Annotated in this window: 20 protein-coding genes and 1 pseudogene; 5 read left to right on the plus strand and 16 right to left on the minus strand. The window is 42.9% G+C overall.

The window, feature by feature from the left end; all coding sequences use genetic code 11:
• Window positions 1–40: 40 nt before the first annotated feature.
• From Q7674_RS20280 to Q7674_RS20315, 8 genes are all read right to left on the minus strand, one after another.
• Window positions 41–805 carry a phosphoadenylyl-sulfate reductase gene (locus Q7674_RS20280; protein WP_045064923.1) on the minus strand — a complete coding sequence of 255 codons (765 nt, stop codon included), beginning with the start codon at window positions 803–805 and terminating at the stop codon, window positions 41–43.
• Window positions 798–2489 (minus strand): assimilatory sulfite reductase (NADPH) hemoprotein subunit, encoded by a 1692-nt coding sequence (cysI, locus tag Q7674_RS20285; protein ID WP_305423215.1) that lies wholly within the window; start codon window positions 2487–2489, stop codon window positions 798–800. The genes Q7674_RS20280 and cysI overlap by 8 nt, the downstream gene beginning before the upstream one ends.
• On the minus strand, window positions 2489–4306 hold the full coding sequence (locus Q7674_RS20290; protein WP_045064925.1) for an assimilatory sulfite reductase (NADPH) flavoprotein subunit: 1818 nt from the start codon (window positions 4304–4306) through the stop codon (window positions 2489–2491). The genes cysI and Q7674_RS20290 overlap by 1 nt, the downstream gene beginning before the upstream one ends.
• Window positions 4307–4472: 166 nt before the next feature.
• Window positions 4473–4703: a hypothetical protein gene (locus Q7674_RS20295; protein WP_008986115.1), complete on the minus strand. Its 231-nt coding sequence runs from the start codon at window positions 4701–4703 to the stop codon at window positions 4473–4475.
• A gap of 150 nt (window positions 4704–4853) precedes the next feature.
• A complete protein-coding gene (locus Q7674_RS20300) occupies window positions 4854–5483 on the minus strand; it encodes a TIGR04219 family outer membrane beta-barrel protein (RefSeq protein WP_023932176.1) in 630 nt (209 codons plus the stop codon).
• A 186-nt stretch (window positions 5484–5669) separates the two neighbouring features.
• Window positions 5670–5912, minus strand: a complete 243-nt coding sequence (gene pspG, locus Q7674_RS20305) for an envelope stress response protein PspG (protein ID WP_008986113.1) — start codon at window positions 5910–5912, stop codon at window positions 5670–5672.
• A gap of 247 nt (window positions 5913–6159) precedes the next feature.
• On the minus strand, window positions 6160–7176 hold the full coding sequence (dusA, locus tag Q7674_RS20310; RefSeq protein WP_045064945.1) for a tRNA dihydrouridine(20/20a) synthase DusA: 1017 nt from the start codon (window positions 7174–7176) through the stop codon (window positions 6160–6162).
• Between the two features lie 577 nt (window positions 7177–7753).
• Entirely contained in the window at window positions 7754–7996 is a 243-nt protein-coding gene (locus Q7674_RS20315; protein WP_008986111.1) for a hypothetical protein, read from the minus strand.
• A 375-nt stretch (window positions 7997–8371) separates the two neighbouring features.
• Here Q7674_RS20315 and zur point away from each other — a divergent pair, with 375 nt between their 5' ends.
• From zur to Q7674_RS20330, 3 genes are all read left to right on the plus strand, one after another.
• Window positions 8372–8815: a zinc uptake transcriptional repressor Zur gene (gene zur / locus Q7674_RS20320; protein ID WP_008986110.1), complete on the plus strand. Its 444-nt coding sequence runs from the start codon at window positions 8372–8374 to the stop codon at window positions 8813–8815.
• A 39-nt stretch (window positions 8816–8854) separates the two neighbouring features.
• Window positions 8855–9316 (plus strand): chemotaxis protein CheX, encoded by a 462-nt coding sequence (locus tag Q7674_RS20325; protein ID WP_008986109.1) that lies wholly within the window; start codon window positions 8855–8857, stop codon window positions 9314–9316.
• A gap of 229 nt (window positions 9317–9545) precedes the next feature.
• Window positions 9546–9752: a cold-shock protein gene (locus Q7674_RS20330; RefSeq protein WP_008986108.1), complete on the plus strand. Its 207-nt coding sequence runs from the start codon at window positions 9546–9548 to the stop codon at window positions 9750–9752.
• A gap of 73 nt (window positions 9753–9825) precedes the next feature.
• Here Q7674_RS20330 and pgi read toward each other — a convergent pair whose 3' ends face one another.
• Complete coding sequence (gene pgi / locus Q7674_RS20335) at window positions 9826–11478, minus strand: glucose-6-phosphate isomerase (protein WP_043128802.1); 1653 nt, start codon at window positions 11476–11478, stop codon at window positions 9826–9828.
• Between the two features lie 255 nt (window positions 11479–11733).
• On the opposite strand from pgi, the gene Q7674_RS20340 reads away from it, so the two are divergent.
• Complete coding sequence (locus tag Q7674_RS20340) at window positions 11734–12153, plus strand: secondary thiamine-phosphate synthase enzyme YjbQ (protein WP_023932170.1); 420 nt, start codon at window positions 11734–11736, stop codon at window positions 12151–12153.
• A gap of 50 nt (window positions 12154–12203) precedes the next feature.
• Here the strand turns inward: Q7674_RS20340 and Q7674_RS20345 are convergent.
• The 3 genes and pseudogenes from Q7674_RS20345 to Q7674_RS20355 form a co-directional block, all read right to left on the minus strand.
• A pseudogene (locus tag Q7674_RS20345) lies at window positions 12204–13472 on the minus strand (BamA/TamA family outer membrane protein).
• Window positions 13473–13499: 27 nt separating this feature from the next.
• On the minus strand, window positions 13500–14579 hold the full coding sequence (alr, locus tag Q7674_RS20350) for an alanine racemase (protein WP_045064929.1): 1080 nt from the start codon (window positions 14577–14579) through the stop codon (window positions 13500–13502).
• Window positions 14580–14606: 27 nt separating this feature from the next.
• Entirely contained in the window at window positions 14607–16004 is a 1398-nt protein-coding gene (locus tag Q7674_RS20355) for a replicative DNA helicase (protein WP_008986103.1), read from the minus strand.
• A 246-nt stretch (window positions 16005–16250) separates the two neighbouring features.
• Here Q7674_RS20355 and Q7674_RS20360 point away from each other — a divergent pair, with 246 nt between their 5' ends.
• Window positions 16251–17003, plus strand: a complete 753-nt coding sequence (locus Q7674_RS20360) for a DUF481 domain-containing protein (RefSeq protein ID WP_305423219.1) — start codon at window positions 16251–16253, stop codon at window positions 17001–17003.
• 89 nt (window positions 17004–17092) lie between these two features.
• Here the strand turns inward: Q7674_RS20360 and rplI are convergent, their stop codons facing one another.
• Genes rplI through rpsF form a run of 4 tightly spaced genes read right to left on the minus strand, consistent with a single transcriptional unit; the run spans window position 17093 to window position 18525 of the window.
• Complete coding sequence (rplI, locus tag Q7674_RS20365; RefSeq protein ID WP_008986101.1) at window positions 17093–17545, minus strand: 50S ribosomal protein L9; 453 nt, start codon at window positions 17543–17545, stop codon at window positions 17093–17095.
• A gap of 38 nt (window positions 17546–17583) precedes the next feature.
• A complete protein-coding gene (rpsR, locus tag Q7674_RS20370) occupies window positions 17584–17811 on the minus strand; it encodes a 30S ribosomal protein S18 (protein WP_002539422.1) in 228 nt (75 codons plus the stop codon).
• Between the two features lie 15 nt (window positions 17812–17826).
• Entirely contained in the window at window positions 17827–18129 is a 303-nt protein-coding gene (priB, locus tag Q7674_RS20375; protein WP_305423221.1) for a primosomal replication protein N, read from the minus strand.
• Between the two features lie 9 nt (window positions 18130–18138).
• Window positions 18139–18525, minus strand: a complete 387-nt coding sequence (gene rpsF / locus Q7674_RS20380; RefSeq protein ID WP_008986099.1) for a 30S ribosomal protein S6 — start codon at window positions 18523–18525, stop codon at window positions 18139–18141.
• Window positions 18526–18614: the final 89 nt, after the last annotated feature.

Here is an 18614-nt window from a genome sequence, read left to right on the forward strand (position 1 = left end):
TATTCTCGCCCTTTTATTTTATCGCAATGAATAGGAGGGATCAGATACCAGAACCATCAGATTCAGTATCGTTGTCTTCATGCAAACCACATTCGCGCTTAAGACCAAAGAAACGAGTCTCTTCTTCTTTCATCCCCGGCCGCCATTTCTCTGTGGTATGCACATCACCAACCGATAAATACCCCTGCGCTTTTAATGGATGGTAAGGCAAATCGTACTGTTTAAGGTACTGATCGATTTGCTCATTACTCCAATCAATTAATGGCAGGAACTTAAAGCGACCATTTTGGATAGCAAGTACAGGCAGTGTGGCACGAGAGCTTGATTGTTCACGGCGCAGCCCTGAGAACCACGTTTTTACTTGAAGCTCATCTAACGCACGGCGCATCGGCTCAACTTTATTCAGTCGGTTATATTGCTTAATGCCATCGACACCTTGCAGCCATAGTTGACCATAACGTGCCTCCTGCCATGCCGCACTTTGTTTGGCACTGTAGACATGCAGGTTGAGCTCTAACTGCTTGGTTAAACTATCGATAAACTGATACGTTTCTGGGAATAAATATCCAGTATCGGTCAATACCACCGGAATATCGTGTTTTACCTTGGTCACCAAATGCAGCATAACAGCCGATTGAATACCAAAACTTGATGCTAACGCAAACTCACCATCAAGGTTGTCGATAGCCCAGCTTACTCGTTGCTCCGCCGTCATTTCCTCCAGCGCGGCATTAATTTCAGCCAGCTGAATAATTTGACTCACTTTAGGCAGCTCAAGTAACTCAGCCAGTTGAAATTTAGCCATAGAAATCCCTCTTCGATACTTTTACTTCTTCAATGATGCCAGCACGAATAGTGAAATCACCAAAATCTTCGCCTTCTTGACGCTCTGTCGACCAACGACTGACTAACCCGTCAATTTCATCCATGATTTGTGCTACCGTAATATTTTCACGGTACATCTTAGGAACACGAGTACCATTACGGTTACCGCCTAAGTGCAGGTTATAACGCCCTGGCGCTTTACCAACGAGACCAATTTCCGCCAACATCGCTCGACCACAACCATTCGGACAGCCTGTCACACGCAAAATGATGTTTTCATCTTTCTCTAAACCGTGTTTTGCCAAAATGCCTTCAACATCGGTCACAAACTCAGGTAGGAAACGTTCGGCTTCTGCCATTGCTAACGGACACGTTGGTAGTGATACACAGGCCATTGAGTTTTTACGCTGCTCACTGACACCATCATCAATCAAGCCATGATCGCGCGCGATCTTCTCGATCTTCTTTTTGTCTTTCGCTAACACACCCGCAACAATTAAGTTTTGGTTAGCCGTCATACGGAAATCGCCTTTGTGTACTTTAGCAATTTCAGCAACATCGGTTTTTAACGGCTTGTTTGGGTAATCAAGTAAACGACCGTTTTCGATAAACAGTGCTAAGTGATGCTTACCGTCGATACCTTCAACCCAACCAATGCGATCACCACGATCTGTGAACTCGTATGGGCGACTGTCTTCAAACTTCACACCCGCACGTTTTTCAACTTCCGCTTTAAATACATCACTACCTACGCGGTCTAACGTGTACTTGGTTTTTGCATTCTTACGGTTTGAACGGTTGCCCCAATCACGCTGAGTGGTAACAACTGCCGCTGCCACATCTAATGTTTTCTCTAATGGAATAAAACCAAAGTCATCGGCACGACGAGGATAGGTGGACTGATCACCATGAGTCATCGCTAAACCACCACCAACTAACACGTTAAAACCCACTAGCTTGCCGTTATCAGCAATCGCAACAAAGTTAAGATCGTTGGCATGAACATCAACATCATTTTGCGGCGGGATCACCACCGTGGTTTTAAACTTACGCGGTAAATAATTACTGCCTAAGATTGGCTCTTCATCAGTTGTTTCTAGCTTTTCACCGTCTAACCAAATTTCCGCATACGCACGAGTTTTTGGTAGCAAGTGTTCACTGATCTTTTTCGCCCACTCGTATGCTTCTTGGTGAAGCTCAGATTCCACTGGGTTAGTCGTACACAGAACGTTTCGGTTAACATCACCCGCTGTAGCAATAGAATCAATACCAATACTGTTTAGCGTTTGGTGCATCAATTTAATGTTTGGCTTTAACACACCGTGAAACTGGAAAGTTTGACGAGTGGTTAAACGGATACTGCCGTAAGAGGTATGCTCATCAGCAAACTTATCAATCGCTAACCACTGCTTAGGCGTGATAATACCGCCCGGCATACGTGCACGTAACATCACGTTATGCAGTGGCTCTAATTTTTGTTTAGCACGCTCGGCACGGATATCACGGTCATCTTGCTGGTACATGCCGTGGAAACGGATCAACTGGAAGTTATCAGCCGTAAAACCACCGGTCATACGATCGCCCAGATCCTGCTCAATAGTCCCGCGAAGAAAATTACTCTCGCGCTTTAGACGTTCGTTATCTGATAATTTTTGATCAGTCATTAGTACACATCCCTTTGATAGCGCTTATCCTTACGCAGATCATTTAGATACTGCTCAGCCTGCTCGCGCGTTTTATTGCCTTGTTGCTCAATCACTGTGATCAGCGCTTGATGAACATCTTTTGCCATTTGGTTAGCATCACCACACACATAGACATGTGCGCCATCTTGTAGCCACTGCCACACTTGTGCAGCTTGCTCTAAAATGCGGTGTTGAACATAGACTTTCTCAGCTTGATCACGGCTAAATGCCACATCAATTTGCGTCACCACACCATCTTTTAGGTATTTCTGCCATTCAACTTGGTATAAGAAATCTTCAGTGAAAGTGCGGTCGCCAAAGAATAACCAGTTCTTACCTTCTGCATCACGGTTCTCACGCTCTTGAACAAAAGCACGGAATGGCGCAATACCGGTACCCGGACCAATCATGATCACCGGGGTATTATCATCAGCCGGCAGCTTGAAGTTATTGTTGGTTTCAACAAATACTTTTACTTCACCGCCTTCTTCTAAACGCTGGGCTAAGAAGCTTGATGCGCCGCCTTGGCGTTGTTCTTCACCTTGTGCGTATTCAACCACACCTACTGTTAGGTGTACTTCTTCACCCACTTCTTCTTGGCTTGAAGCAATGGAATATAAACGCGGCGTTAGACGACGAAGTAAGCCTGTTAGTTGCTCTGCGGTTAAGGCCGTTTTCTTCTCACCTAACACATCAATGATTTGTGTTTTCGCAGAGTACTCACGCAGTTTTTCACGATCTGCCACCAGCTTTTCTAGCTTTTTACTGCCTGAAAGCTCGGCATACTTAGTCACAAACTGTGGGTTAGAAGCGGTGATTTCGTATTTGCTGATAAGTGCTTCACGTAGACTGATAGATGCGCCATCAACCTCAATAGAGCTATCTGCATCTAAACCGAGCTTTGCGATAATTGCATCAACCAGTTGTGGATCATTGTCATACCACACGCCCAATGCATCACCCGGTTGATAAGTCAGACCGGACTCTTCCAAATCAATTTCAATGTGACGAACATCTTTACCTGAGTTACGTCCTGTGATTTTTTGGCTTACCGATAAGTTAGCAGTGTATGGATTTTGTTTATTATAAGAAGAGACTACCGCTGGCTTTTGACCTACAGGTAACTGAACCACTTCAGCTTCACCTGTTGATAACGTTTCTTTGGTTTTTGCTAACGCTTTTTGACGCCACTCGGCAGCAGGCGCTTCATAATCAACGTCACAATCGAGGCGCTCAAGCATTGGCTGCGCGCCAAGTTTAGCTAAGTAGCTATCAAAGTCTTTTGCTGTTTGACAGAAGAACTCGTAGCTTGAGTCACCTAAACCAATGACTGCATAGTTCAGCTCTGGTAATTTAGGTGCTTTTTTCGATTGTAAAAACTCATGTAATTCAATCGCATCATCAGGTGCTTCACCTTCACCGTGGGTAGAGGCCACGATGATAACGTGCGTTTCTTTCGCTAAGTTTTTACCTTTGTAATCGCCCGCAGAGAAAAGTTGCACTGCGATATCTGCCGCTTCTGCTTCTTCTTTTAATGCTTCAGCAACGCCCTTAGCATTGCCTGTTTGCGAGGCGTAAATGATGGTGAGTTTACCGGCTGGTTTTGCCGCAGCCAGTACATTATTTTGTGCTGCAGGATCTGCAGCCGTTTGCGGTTGGGTTTGGCTTAATCCCCAAAAGTAGCCACTGATCCACGCAAGCTGTTGTGGCGACGATGCTGCCGCAGCTTGTTTCAGTTGATCCATTTGTTGATCATTGAGTGGACTGGCTAAAGCCGATAATTCCTTCACTAACATGACACGACGATCCCTATTCATTGCGTACTGTTAGATTAGCCATTTCATTAAATAACAAGAAAGAATAGATAAGAATGTTTTATAACCTTTTTAAAGGTTAATAAAAAAACAAAAGCGAGATAACGGCTATTATCTCGCTTTTATTGGGTAGGTATTTTTACTTATTTTAATACTCGTCAGCGATCCTAACTTGATGAAATCCAACCTCGAATGCTTGTTGTGTTGCACTATCAATATCACTGTAACAGCGTTCACTTCCTGCTCCGTCTGTTAATGGCACTAATCCCCCACGACGATGACGAAATTCAACAATGTAACCATCACCAATGGAAGGCTCTACCACGGCTTCAACTAACTCTTGGGTAGCATAAAGGTGCTTTAGCTCAGTTAGCGTCATAACCTTACTCCCTATCCTGCTGTCACTTATTTTGGCTCAGTCTAAAAGATCGATTGCTCATATTTAAAAATGGTACAAAATCCTAAAAACAGCCAATAAAAAAACCACGATAGTGTCGTGGTTTTTATTAATTCGTTAGCTCAAGAAGACTTAGAAGTCGACTTCAACACCTGCGAACCAGCCATCTAAATCAACGTCGCCAGTATTTTTCGCTTTATCAAAATCGTAATCCATCATGCGGTAACCACCACGGATGTTTAGATCTGCAGCCACTAAACCAATGGTGTATTTCACACCCGCTTGGCCGTCAAATAGGCGTGTGCCGTCAAAGTTACCTGCGTTTGCTTGAGCAAATACAGTTAGTGGCGTTGCTGGAATGCCGATCTCTGCATTACCGTATAGCGTTGGCTGCCAATCGCTGAAACGATCATCATTGTTTAGCTTCACGCTACCAAATTTAGAAACTGTCACACCAAGATCTAACGCAACAAGATCGTTATCCAAAATTTCGTAGTACGCTGTTAAATCACTTTGTTCAAATGCAACATTACCCGTATCGATATTGTTGTAACGAACCATAAAGTTAGGTACTAGTGGAATAAAATGTTCGATTGATGCGTAGTAAGAACCAGATGTGTCATCACTTTTGTTGCCATCAACTTTAGCGTTTGCAAACCATGCATCAGCACCCACTTTAACACCTAAAAGGGTATCTGCTTGTGCTGGTACAGCTGACGCTAATGCTACTGCTGCTGCAACTGAAAGCATTACTTTTTTCATGCCGAGTCTCCGCTCTTCATCATTAATAATTTTTAAAACGGCGAAACTATACCAGAAACAGTAAAAAAACACTGCTCTTATCTCTTTTGATCATCTTTTTGAGCTGAAGATATCAAAAACAACTATTTATTATTTTATCGGCAGTGTTTTCATCAAAATATCATATCGATGCTAGCAGCAGTGCAATCAGTAACGACGACTACGAGACAAACGTTCTTTGTAATTTTGTACTTCTTTATTATCTCGTACTAACCAAATCACCACCGCAATCAGCAAAATCCAAGGTAATAATTTAATCACTAATCCCAGCATGCCAACCACTGCCATAATGGCAAATCCGGCAGCCACTGCGATCATCATGCCTATAATGCTGACACCAGTAAAAACCAACACTAATGCAAAAGTCAGTAAAAATAGAAACTCAAACATCACTTACCCCTTATCCTTAATTTCATCCTCGTTACTTTTACATGACTCATTTAGAGCGACAAAAACAAGTAACGGTGAATACGATTTACCTTTATTACCAATGTATATTGCACAAACCACGCCAAACAAGAGCCAACATTAAATCCTTTGTTTTCATAAAGATATAAAAAAGGCCAACCCTTGCGGATCAGCCTTCTACTTATAAATTAGTAAAACTCACTCATTAATAGTGATTTTCACCAACGAGTTACACATCTAAATGCGCAGGGATTTTATCAAGTGCTTGCTGTACCACTTCAATACCCGCTCCCGGTTTGTGTGCATTCTCACTGATGTGGCGACGCCATTGACGTGCACCCGGCATGTTTTGGAATAAACCCAGCATATGGCGCGTAATATGACCCAGGTATGAACCGTTCGCTAATTGCTTTTCAATGTATGGGTACATCGCTGCAACCACTTCACGACGTTTCATCACAGGGCGTTCGCTACCAAATAAACGTTGATCCACTTCTGCCATTAGGTATGGGCTTTGATACGCTTCACGACCAACCATCACACCATCCATATGTTTTAGGTGCTCTTCCATTTCTTCAAAGGTTTTAATGCCACCATTGATAGCCATGGTTAAATGAGCAAAATCTTGCTTTAGTTGGTAAACACGTGGGTAATCCAGTGGCGGAATTTCACGGTTTTCTTTCGGGCTTAAACCACTTAACCATGCTTTACGCGCGTGGATAGTAAAGTTATCACAACCACCTTTATCTGACACTACATGGATAAAGTCTTTCAAGAACTCGTAAGAATCTTGATCATCAATACCAATACGGGTTTTCACGGTAACAGGAATATCAACCACATCACGCATTGCTGTTACGCACTGTGCTACTAGCTCGGCTTCACCCATTAAACATGCACCAAACATACCGTTTTGAACACGATCAGACGGACAACCTACGTTTAGGTTAATTTCATCATAGCCACGCTCTTGCGCTAGTTTTGCACAACGCGCCAAATCAATTGGGTTTGAACCACCTAATTGCAGCGCGACTGGGTGCTCTTCCTCGTTATAAGCAAGAAAATCACCTTTACCATGAATAATTGCACCTGTTGTTACCATTTCGGTGTACAACAAGGCTTCTTTACTCATAATGCGGTGGAAGTAACGACAGTGACGGTCAGTCCAATCCAGCATCGGTGCGACAGAAAAACGCTGCATTGGAAAATCGCCTGTAACACTTTGAGTTGACAAGTTATTTTTCATTGTCTCGTCTACAACATTTGTCATTTTTATACCCTGTTTGGATTGGTTTACGTATTAAGTTCAGAACTTTACCCCCTATTTACGTATCTACTTCACGATAAGATCGCTCAATAATAAGAGACATAATATAAGGCGTATTCTGAAGAAAGCGGATTCTACCCTAAAACGCCGTTGAGCCAAAGGGGAACCCATATACGAAACACTATCGAATAACGCCCCTAAAATGAAAAGGGCCTTGAACATAGTCCAAAGCCCTTCACTTACAGTTTCTATTTAAAAGCATATTGCTGTTATTTTGTCATATTCTCGCTTTTATACATGTCAGCAAATACTGGCTTATATAACGCAACAAACTTGTTCATAAAACATGTCATGTTAGATCTCCAATAAATAATGTATGCATTCACGAACATTGTTAGCTCATCTCATGACGTCGCTACCGTAAACGGGGATTTAAAAAGCTAGCTTCGCACAGCATCAGGTTATTTTTATTATTTTCTAGTTGATGCTACGTCATTATTACAATGAGAATAACAGTATTGATTAAAAGAAAAATTTATTACATTTAGAGGATAAATTACTTATCCGCTGCTGATAGTAGCTTCTCAGCAAACGTCATTTTTGTATTCGCTGTTGTGATCACAATACCTGAGTGTGATTTATCTGCTGTACCATTTACAGCGTAGTGGCATGCTGACGTCGCTGTATTTTGTGGTGCATCAAATTGTACGTTACCTGTAAATGCACCATCTTTTGCAGAAGCTGTAAAAGAAGTAGCAATAATAGCGGCAGTCAGTGTTGCTTTGATCATGGTGTTCATCGGTAAACCTTCTATTTTATAATTATGAATAAACGCATCTCACGTTTCGATGGCGCTATATTAACAATTACCCAAAAACACACAATACAACCAAAATACAAAAGATTATTACCAAAAGGTAATAATTAGATTTTTATCACTCAATGACTCACTGACAAAAAATAACGAACAGAACTAAAACAAGTCTAAAAGGAATATTTCGAGTCATCGCAATCACTAATGTAATAACCTCCCCTTTAGTTATTCTTATTTCTCCCGTTCCGTGATCATCAACACGAAATCTTACTGCTTATTACAGCTTCAACACTAAGTTACGGTAAGTTTCTGGGTGGCTGTGATAAAATAAGAACGTTATTGTTGTTTTTTTGAGGTTTTATGGCGGATCAAGCCCAACTATTAGCCAAAGCACAACAGCTCTGTGAAGAACGAGGTGTTCGGCTGACGCCACAACGTTTAAAAGTGTTAGCGTTGATCATTGAGCACCACAGTTCTGTTAGTGCTTATGAATTACTCGATCTCCTTAAGATCTCTGAGCCACAGGCAAAACCACCAACAATTTATCGTGCTTTAGATTTTCTATTAGCACAGGGCTTTATTCACAAAGTCGAGTCTACCAACAGCTATATTGCATGTTGTGTTCTCGGCCATGCCGATCACTGCTCACAACTGTTAATTTGTGATGAATGTGGTTGTGTAGAAGAGTGCCATGACGATGAACTCGCAAAACTACTTCGTCAAAAATCAGAAAAATTTGGCTTTAAGATCAATCATCACGTTGTTGAAAGCCATGGTGTTTGTGAGAAATGCCAAACCAAGTAAACCAGTCATTTAACCTTAACTAACAGTCTAAAGATTATTATGCGCGCAGAGTTTATTAACCCTTTTCTTGCTTCACTGATCAATGTGCTTAATACCATGGCATCAATGCCGATGACACCGCAAAAGCCAAGATTAAAGAAAGATGAAATTGCCCGTGGTGATGTCTCCGGATTAATTGGCATGATTGGTCCTAAAACCAAAGGCTCTATGTCGATCACCTTTGAACAGGAATTAGCCCTTGAGATCATGCAACGCATGCTTGGAGAACGTCCTGCTGGTATCAATGAAGATGTCACCGATATGGTAGGTGAAATTACCAATATGGTGACTGGTGGTGCTAAACGTACACTTGCTGAAAGTGGCTATGATTTTGATATGGCAACGCCAGCTGTTGTATCCGGCAAAGGGCATACCATTACCCATAAGTGCGACAACGCAATTATTTTAATGCCGTTTGATTCTGAATATGGCAAAGCTTATATCGAAATTTGCTTCGACTGATTTTTCACTCTCACAGCACTACTCTGCTGCACAATTAACTAACGGCTGGTTGATTGTGCTTACCCTTCCTATGTCTTTATTTATTAAGAGCTTTATTAATACCTTAATTCTTAAATAAAAGACTACTCATCGCCATTAATTCGGTCTAGACTAGATATCGTCATACGCACCTTGTCACCTATTGATAAGCGATGACTGCATATTATCTGTCTAAAAGGGAAAGACGTACATGAGTAAACTGACTGGAACCGTAAAATGGTTCAACGATGACAAAGGCTTTGGTTTTATTTCTGGCGCGGATGGTAAAGATGTGTTTGTACACTTCAGCGCAATCCAAGCTCAGGGACGCCGAACCTTACGCGAAGGCCAAAGTGTTGAGTTTATCGTAACTGATGGTCAGAAAGGTCCACAAGCTAGCGAAGTTGTTGCACTATAAAAGCCATTGCTAAGATGATAGAAAAACGCCGCTAATTAGCGGCGTTTTTATTTATCAGTACATTAACTTAGGCTTATGCACGCCATTGTTTGAATGCATTGATCAAACCGTTCGTTGAGCTGTCGTGGCTTGCAATGGTTTCAGCGTTGTTTAGCTCTGGTAGAATTTGGTTTGCTAACTGCTTACCAAGCTCTACACCCCACTGATCGAAGCTGAAGATGTTCCAAATTACACCTTGAGTGAAAATCTTGTGCTCATATAGCGCAATCATTGCACCTAATGTGTAAGGTGTAATTTCTTTCACTAAGATTGAGTTTGTTGGACGGTTACCTTCAAACACTTTAAATTCAACCAGATCTTTCACATCTTCTAGTGACTTACCTGCGGCAATAAATTCAGCTTCAACTTGCTCACGGCTCTTACCAAATGCTAATGCTTCTGTTTGTGCGAAGAAGTTAGCCATTAGTTTTGGATGGTGATCACCCAGTGGGTTATGGCTAATTGCAGGTGCAATGAAATCACATGGGATCAGTTTTGTACCTTGGTGAATTAGCTGGTAGAACGCGTGCTGACCGTTTGTACCAGGCTCACCCCAGATGATTGGACCTGTTTGGTAATCTACAGGGTTACCACCACGGTCAACATATTTACCGTTTGATTCCATGTTACCTTGCTGGAAGTATGCAGCAAAACGGTGCATGTATTGGTCGTACGGTAAGATTGCTTCTGTTTCCGCACCGTGGAAGTTGTTGTACCAAATACCAATAAGCGCAAGGATCACAGGTAGCTTTTGCTCTAGTGGTGCTTCTGCGAAATGCTTATCCATCGCATGACCACCGTCTAGTAGCGCAACGAAGTTATCAAAACCGACTGCTAGACAGATTGATAGACCGATTGCTGACCATAGTGAGTAACGACCACCAACCCAGTCCCAGAACTCGAACATGTTATCAGTATCGATACCAAATTCAGCGACAGCTTCGCCATTAGTTGAAAGCGCAGCAAAGTGCTTAGCAACGTGTGCTTTATCTTCAGCTTTTGCTAGGAACCAATCACGTGCAGATAATGCATTAGTCATAGTCTCTTGCGTTGTGAAGGTTTTAGATGCGATTAGGAATAGTGTTGTTTCTGGGTTGAGATCTTTTAGCGTTTCAGCAATGTGCGTGCCGTCAACGTTAGATACAAAGTGCATGTTTAGGCGAGTTTTGTAAGCGCCTAGTGCTTCAGACACCATGTAAGGACCAAGATCTGAACCACCGATACCGATGTTAACGATATCTGTAATTTCTTTACCTGTGTAACCTTTCCACTCACCGCTGATGATGCGCTCTGAGAAAGACTTCATCTTCTCAAGTACCGCATTAACAGCTGGCATTACATCTTCACCATCAACCATGATTGGTGTATTGCTACGATTACGCAATGCTACGTGAAGTACTGCACGATCTTCTGTGCGGTTAATTTTCGCGCCACTGAACATGTCAGCAATCGCAGCATCTAGCTCAGTCTCTTTAGCAAGCGCAAATAGCTTAGTTAGGGTTTCTTCAGTGATCAGGTTTTTCGAGTAATCGACTAGGATATCTGAGCCAAATTGCGCAGAAAACTTAGAGAAGCGCGCATTATCATTGGCGAATAAGTCGCTAAGTTGGAAATCTTGAGCTTGTTCAAAGTGTGCGGTTAGATCTTGCCACGCTTGGGTTTGCGTTGGGTTGATGTTCTTCAACATAAAAATATCCTAATTTTGTTATGTTCATCTTCCGCTCTCATTGTGTTCCTGCGAAAGATCCCCGATTTATGCTCGTTAGCCTATGATAAAGGCTTCTTTATAATTTTTTGATCACTCGTGATAATGCGACGAAAGGCATTGATCGTCATTGCGTTCAATCACGAAAACTTGAATGCATCATACCTGTATTTCGCATCAATGTAATAATGCGAATAACTAATTAAACTAAAAGGTTAAACCTATAGGTAAATAGCCATGTGGTATCAAAAAACAATTAATCTTACTCCTCAAAAGCGTGGTTTTCACCTGATCACTGACGAAATAGAGCAACATTTAACTGAGATCCGACCTTTAACGGTAGGATTGGTGCATTGTTTCATTCAACACACCTCAGCTAGCCTGACCATAAACGAAAATGCTGATCCGACGGTTCGTTACGATATGGAGCAACACTTTAACCGTTTTGTGCCAGAGCGCGCTCCCTATTACCAACATACTTATGAAGGTGATGATGACATGCCAGCGCATATCAAAAGCTCATTGCTTGGTAACAGTATTTCTATTCCTATTTCACAAGGACGCTTAGCTCTAGGAACATGGCAAGGTATTTACTTAGGTGAGCACCGCGACCACGGTGGCGCTCGCCGTGTCGTGATCACCATTCAGGGTGAATAAAAACACAAAAGCGCGGCTTATCTTCATCAATAAGCTGCGCTTTCTATTCATTAAAACGGTTGGTTAACCATGACTCTGAAGATACTCTCTTCATTGCCCCACGCCATTTCAGTACGTACAACGACTCCTTCAACTTGGAATCTTACCGCACCACCTGCGCTCCATTTCATGCTCGAGTGCAGCTCCGAAACGTTATAACTGTCAGCCACTCGCCCTACATCAGCAAATGCAACCCACTGCCACCATGGCACGTCGTACCAATTAAACACCTACCAATCGCCTAGAGGTTGCCATTCTGGCATTACACGATATTCTGCGCTGTAACTAATGGCTGAGCGTCCAACAAAGCGTCCAGTTTGATAGCTACGCAAGCGATATAAACCGCCAAGCTTTACCCCTGCATATTCAGGTGGGCGATGATAACCATGCTCAGCATCAGTGTTATTCCAACTAGGGGTATCAGCTGTATAAACGTTAAATGCAAATACTTGCTGATCAAATAGATTGTCCCATTTACCCAAATCCCAATACCAGCTTTGGTTAAGCTCCCACTTCCACCAGCTTGTTTGATCGGAAGTATCAGGGGCATAAGTCAGCTTAATCTGAGTTTTACTCCCTTGTGTCGGATTAGCACTTCGATCTTGGTTATTCCACTCAAAACGGGTTTCTAAGCCCCAAACGCTATCGTTAGTGGCAAAATCAGAAGGAGGAAGTTGAGTGTTATTTGCAAACTTACGTGCTTGATAGAACGGACGCAAATCAATTGATGAGACGCCACTTTCCCAAGGCGTGTGCCCTGTGAGTTTACGTGATGGATATAGTGCCGCTTTGATTGGATCATGCTTAGCTTGCCCGATAGGCAATATATAACGGGCACTTAATTGATGCAGTGCTTCTTGCGCATCGGCAATGATCATTTCGTCTGCATGGGAGTTAATTTGTGCTGCTTTACCAACGTAGTAATTAAAATCTTTATAATCACCACTGTAGAGCTCTGCGCCAAATAACCAACGGCTATCCGGTGATAGTGCATAATTGTAAGCACCTAAATAGGTCATCCAAGTGCCTTTATCTGTCACCAGTCCGGCACCTAGTAAAGATGCTTGAGGTTGTCCGGCTTTTTTCACTACACCTACCACACCCGCAGAAAGCCCCATGCTATCGGTAGAAAACATAAATGGCACTGCTGCAATGTCAGAATCCGATGTTTCTGACTTAGGCGATGCATGAATATCTACTGGTTCATTTTCAGCATGAATGTCCGCTGAAACCAACAAAGCCGCGGCAATTGCCACGGCTTTTATTTTTCTTTCTTCCATTAAAACAAATCGTCCAACGCTGAGTTGTTATGTGTATGCCATCGCAACTCGTGGGGTTAATTTTGTAATAAGCTCATAAGCAATGGTGCCAATGTGCTCTGCAACGATTTCAGCAGGTAATCCTTCGCCCCATAAAATAGCAGTATCACCAACTTTATCTTGCGCATCAGGACCCAAATCGACCGTTAGCATATCCATAGAAACACGACCTGCCATTGGTACAATACGACCATTAACCAGAACGGGGGTACCATTGGGTGCTGAACGTGGGTAGCCATCACCGTAACCAATCGCAATCACACCCATTTTGGTGTCTCGCTCACTGGTCCAGATACCACCGTAACCGACTTTTTCCCCTTTCTTCACATCACGTACCGCAATAATGCTCGACGTTAATGTCATTACCGGCTTTAAATCGTAAGCTGATGCATAACGCTCAGGCTCATTAAACGGTGATACACCGTACATGATGATCCCTGGGCGGATCCATTCTAACTGACTGTCAGGCCAAGCTAACACGCCAGCCGACGCCGCCAGTGAACGTTCACCTTGATAATCTTGGGTAAGATTTAAGAAAGTATCTAACTGCTGCAATGTAATGTCTGAACTTAAATCGTCAGCATTACCAAAATGACTAATAAAGCGCAGTGGCTTAGCGACGTTCTCACACGCATTTAAGCGCGCCATAAAATCAGTCAGATCTTCAGGACGTACACCTAAGCGGTGCATACCCGTATCAATTTTTACCCATACCTTCACTTGGCTCTCAAGTTCAGCTTGCTCAAGTGCTTCCAATTGCTCTATCGAGTGCACCACAGTATGAATATTATTGGTCACTAATACTGGTAAATCACTCGGTGCGTAGAAACCTTCTAATAACAAGATAGGTTTTACTACTCCACCTGCACGTAACATTAAGGCTTCTTCAATACGTGCCACACCATAGGCATCAACATTAGTCAGGCTTTGGGCTACTCGCAGTAGTCCATGTCCATAAGCGTTTGCTTTAACGACCGCTAAAATTTTACTGTTCGGTGCTTGTTGACGGATCAGACCCAAATTATGAGCCAAAGCGTCGGTATCTATATGCGCGGTTGCTGCTTTCATCCAAAATCCTAAATAATTTTCTAACGCTTACTCTTCGTCGTAAGCAGGGCCAGCATAGTTATCAAAGCGAGAGAACTGGCCTTGGAAGGTCAGGCGAACGGTACCAATAGGACCATTACGTTGCTTACCTAAAATAATTTCAGCGATCCCTTTTAGGGCACTGTCTTCGTGATAAACCTCATCACGATAAATAAACATAATTAAGTCGGCATCCTGCTCGATCGCACCAGATTCACGCAAGTCTGAGTTAACAGGGCGTTTATCAGCACGTTGCTCCAACGATCGGTTAAGCTGCGATAGCGCAACAACCGGGACGTTTAATTCTTTCGCAAGGGCTTTTAGTGAGCGAGAGATCTCGGCAATTTCTAAGGTACGGTTATCTTGCAGACCCGGCACACGCATAAGCTGAAGGTAATCGATCATAATAAGGCTTAAACCACCATTATCACGGGCAATACGACGTGCACGAGAGCGTACTTCCGTCGGTGTCAGACCAGAACTATCATCAATGTACATATTCTTCTTCTCCATCAGAATACCCATTGTTGATGAAATACGTGCCCAGTCTTCATCATCTAATTGACCAGTACGAATTTTAGTTTGGTCGACGCGTGATAGTGACGCCAACATACGCATCATGATCTGCTCTGCGGGCATCTCTAACGAGAAAATAAGTACAGGTTTTTCTTGCTCCATTGCTGCGTTTTCACACAAGTTCATCGCAAACGTGGTTTTACCCATCGATGGACGCGCCGCCACAATGATCAAATCGGAACCTTGCAAGCCTGCGGTTTTCTTATTCAGATCAGTAAAGCCTGTGGATACACCTGTTACACCATCTTGTGGTGATTGGTATAAGATCTCGATACGCTCTAAAGTCTTTTCTAAGATCGTATCAACGTTTTGCGGACCTTCTTTATCGTTAGTACGTTGTTCCGCAATCGCAAAAACTTTACTCTCCGCCATATCCAGCAAATCTTCACTGGTGCGGCCTTGAGGATCATAACCAGCATCTGCAATCTCGTTCGCTACACCAATCATGTCACGAATAAGTGCGCGCTCACGCACAATATCAGCATAGGCTAAGATATTTGCCGCAGACGGGGTATTTTTCGCAAGCTCGGCTAAATAAGCAAAGCCACCGACATCATCAAGCGTGCTAGATTGTTCTAGGTGCTCAGATAAGGTGATTAAATCTAGCGGTTGGCCTGCTTCTAATAGTGCAGCCGTTGCCTGAAAGATAATCCGGTGTGGACGACTGTAGAAATCATTAGCCACCACTTTTTCAGCGACCATATCCCACTTTTCGTTATCCAACATCAAACCACCAAGAACAGATTGCTCAGCCTCTAGCGAGTGAGGCGGCATCTTAATGGCGTCCATTTGGTTATCTTTAGGTTTTTTCGGTTTACTATTATCTGCCATAGAAATTGCGCATTAGCCAAGAACAAGAATGAAGCGTATTAGTATACCTCATCCATTCGGATCTGAGCAGTCATAAACGTATGACTCTTATCAAACCTCTCTGCTATTAATTATGCGCCTTTTTGAAGTAACTGGTAGTTGAGTACAACGATTCCTAACCAAAAGCTGACAAATTTGAGTTAGAATGCGGACGCACAATGCTTATCATCAATCATGCTTATTCGACGACCTGCCGTGGGAGGAACTTTGGCAAGATACCTACTGACTTTATTGCTGCTTGCCAATACGGCAGCTTACGCTGCTGACGATCAAGACACTGAAGATACCTCACCCACACATTTTAAAAGTGAAGTTGGCTTAGGCTTTACCTCACTGGCAGGGAATTCTGATTCACAAACCTTAAATGCCAATTACAATCTGGAATACATCAACGGACGTTACAAAACCGATGCTGATACCAGCCTGTTAATGGCGAAGAAAAACGGTGAAGAAGATAAGCGTAAAATCTCGACTAATCTAAAATCCCAAATGATGATCCGAGATGGTTACTACCTGTATGCCAATGGTAGTTATATTGATGACCGTTATGGCCCTTACTATGTGGACTCCCTAGTCTCTGCTAGTATCGGTTACCGTTTATTTAGCTACGAGACTTTCCAAACCTTGATCGATATCGGTCCGGGCTTTCGTCACCAAGATCCGAATCTGGATGAAATCGATGGCGATATTGTCAAACCAGAAGTGGTAAATGAAGGGGTATTACAAAGCTCTGTCACCATGTCATGGAAACCACTGAAAACCTTAACTCTCGACAATAAAATCAATGTGGTCGCAGGTAAAAGTAACACCACAATCCAAAACGATTTATCTGTCACCAATTCCATTACCGATAATCTAGGCTTAAGTGTTGGCTTTAACTATACCTATTACACTTGGGTACCAGCCAACATGAAGAATTTCGATTCCAGTACAATTGTCAGCTTGATCTATAGCATGTAATCAGTACGAGACAGCTGAAGGTTTGCCGAAATGCAGATACAAAAAAACCAGCCCGAAGGCTGGTTTTTTTCTATTAAAGCTAAAAGCTATTACTCTGCAGCAACAACGTTTAGTTTAACAGTTGCGAATACATCAGAGTTTAGCTGAACGCTAACTTCGAATTCGCCAGTAGTACGTAGTGCACCTTCAGGTAGACGTACTTCGCTCTTAACTAGTGAAACGCCAGCTGCAGTTACAGCGTCAGCGATGTCACGAGTACCGATAGAACCGAATAGTTTACCTTCGTCACCAGCTTTAGAAGCGATAACTACTGCTTCTAGAGCGTTTAATGCTTCAGCGCGAGCTTGAGCAGCAGCTTGTTGCTCAGCAACTTTAGCTTCTAGCTCTGCACGACGTGCTTCGAACATTTCAACGTTAGCTTTAGTTGCCATTACTGCCTTAGCTTGTGGGATAAGGAAGTTACGAGCGTAGCCAGCTTTAACGTTAACTTGGTCGCCAAGGCCACCTAGGTTAGCGATTTTATCAAGTAGAATAACTTGCATTATCTTGTCCTCTATAAAAGTCTAAAAACTACTACCGATTACTGATGCTTGTCAGTGTATGGTAGAAGTGCTAGGTAACGAGAACGCTTGATAGCGCGAGCTAGCTGACGTTGGTATTTAGCGCGAGTACCAGTGATACGGCTAGGTACGATTTTACCAGCTTCAGTGATGTAGTTTTTTAGAGTTGCTACGTCTTTGTAGTCAATCTCTTGTACGCCTTCTGCAGTGAAACGGCAGAATTTACGACGACGGAAGAAACGAGCCATGGGCTATCTCCTGATCTAAATTATGTCAATGTGATCGGCATGCAATACTAATTTACCAATGCCATTTCGGCTAGTTTGATAAGAGATAAAACCTCCTACCTTAACATTGCTTCCGATAGCTAAATCTTGAGTGAGTACTTGTTGACCGTTGCCGCTGACTACCACGTTAATATAGCAATATACTTGACGTGGTAAGCCGACTTCCTGTTGTATCGAGCGATGCTCAAGCACAAAGTGACAATGAGAAATGCCCGCAGGAGATTGGCTTCGTTTGGGTTCTTTAGCAATAAAGCCAACTAACTCCAGACGATTGGTCATTGATACAAATTACTCAGCAGCTGCTTCGCCTTCAGATTGTGCTTCTGCACGATCTTCACGCTTAGTGAAACGCTCTTCTTTAGCCTTCATCATTGGAGATGGCTCAGTAACAGCGTTCTTAGTACGCATGATCATGTTACGGATCACTGCGTCGTTGAAGCGGAAGTTTGACTCAAGCTCGTCAACTACAGACTGCTCAGCTTCAACGTTCATTAGAACGTAGTGTGCTTTGTGCAGTTTGTTGATTGGGTAAGCCATTTGACGACGGCCCCAATCTTCTAGACGGTGAATCTGACCACCAGAATCTTTGATAGCAGCAGTGTAACGCTCGATCATGCCAGCAACTTGCTCGCTTTGATCAGGGTGCACCATGAATACGATTTCGTAATGACGCATAGGTTGCTCCTTACGGATTATTCAGCTTCCCTTGTTGGCTCGGTTATCCTGGGGAAGCAAGGAACTAAAAAAAGAACCGAGAATTTGGA

Origin of the sequence: Photobacterium leiognathi, from assembly GCF_030685535.1 — a bacterium.
Lineage (GTDB): Bacteria > Pseudomonadota > Gammaproteobacteria > Enterobacterales > Vibrionaceae > Photobacterium > Photobacterium leiognathi.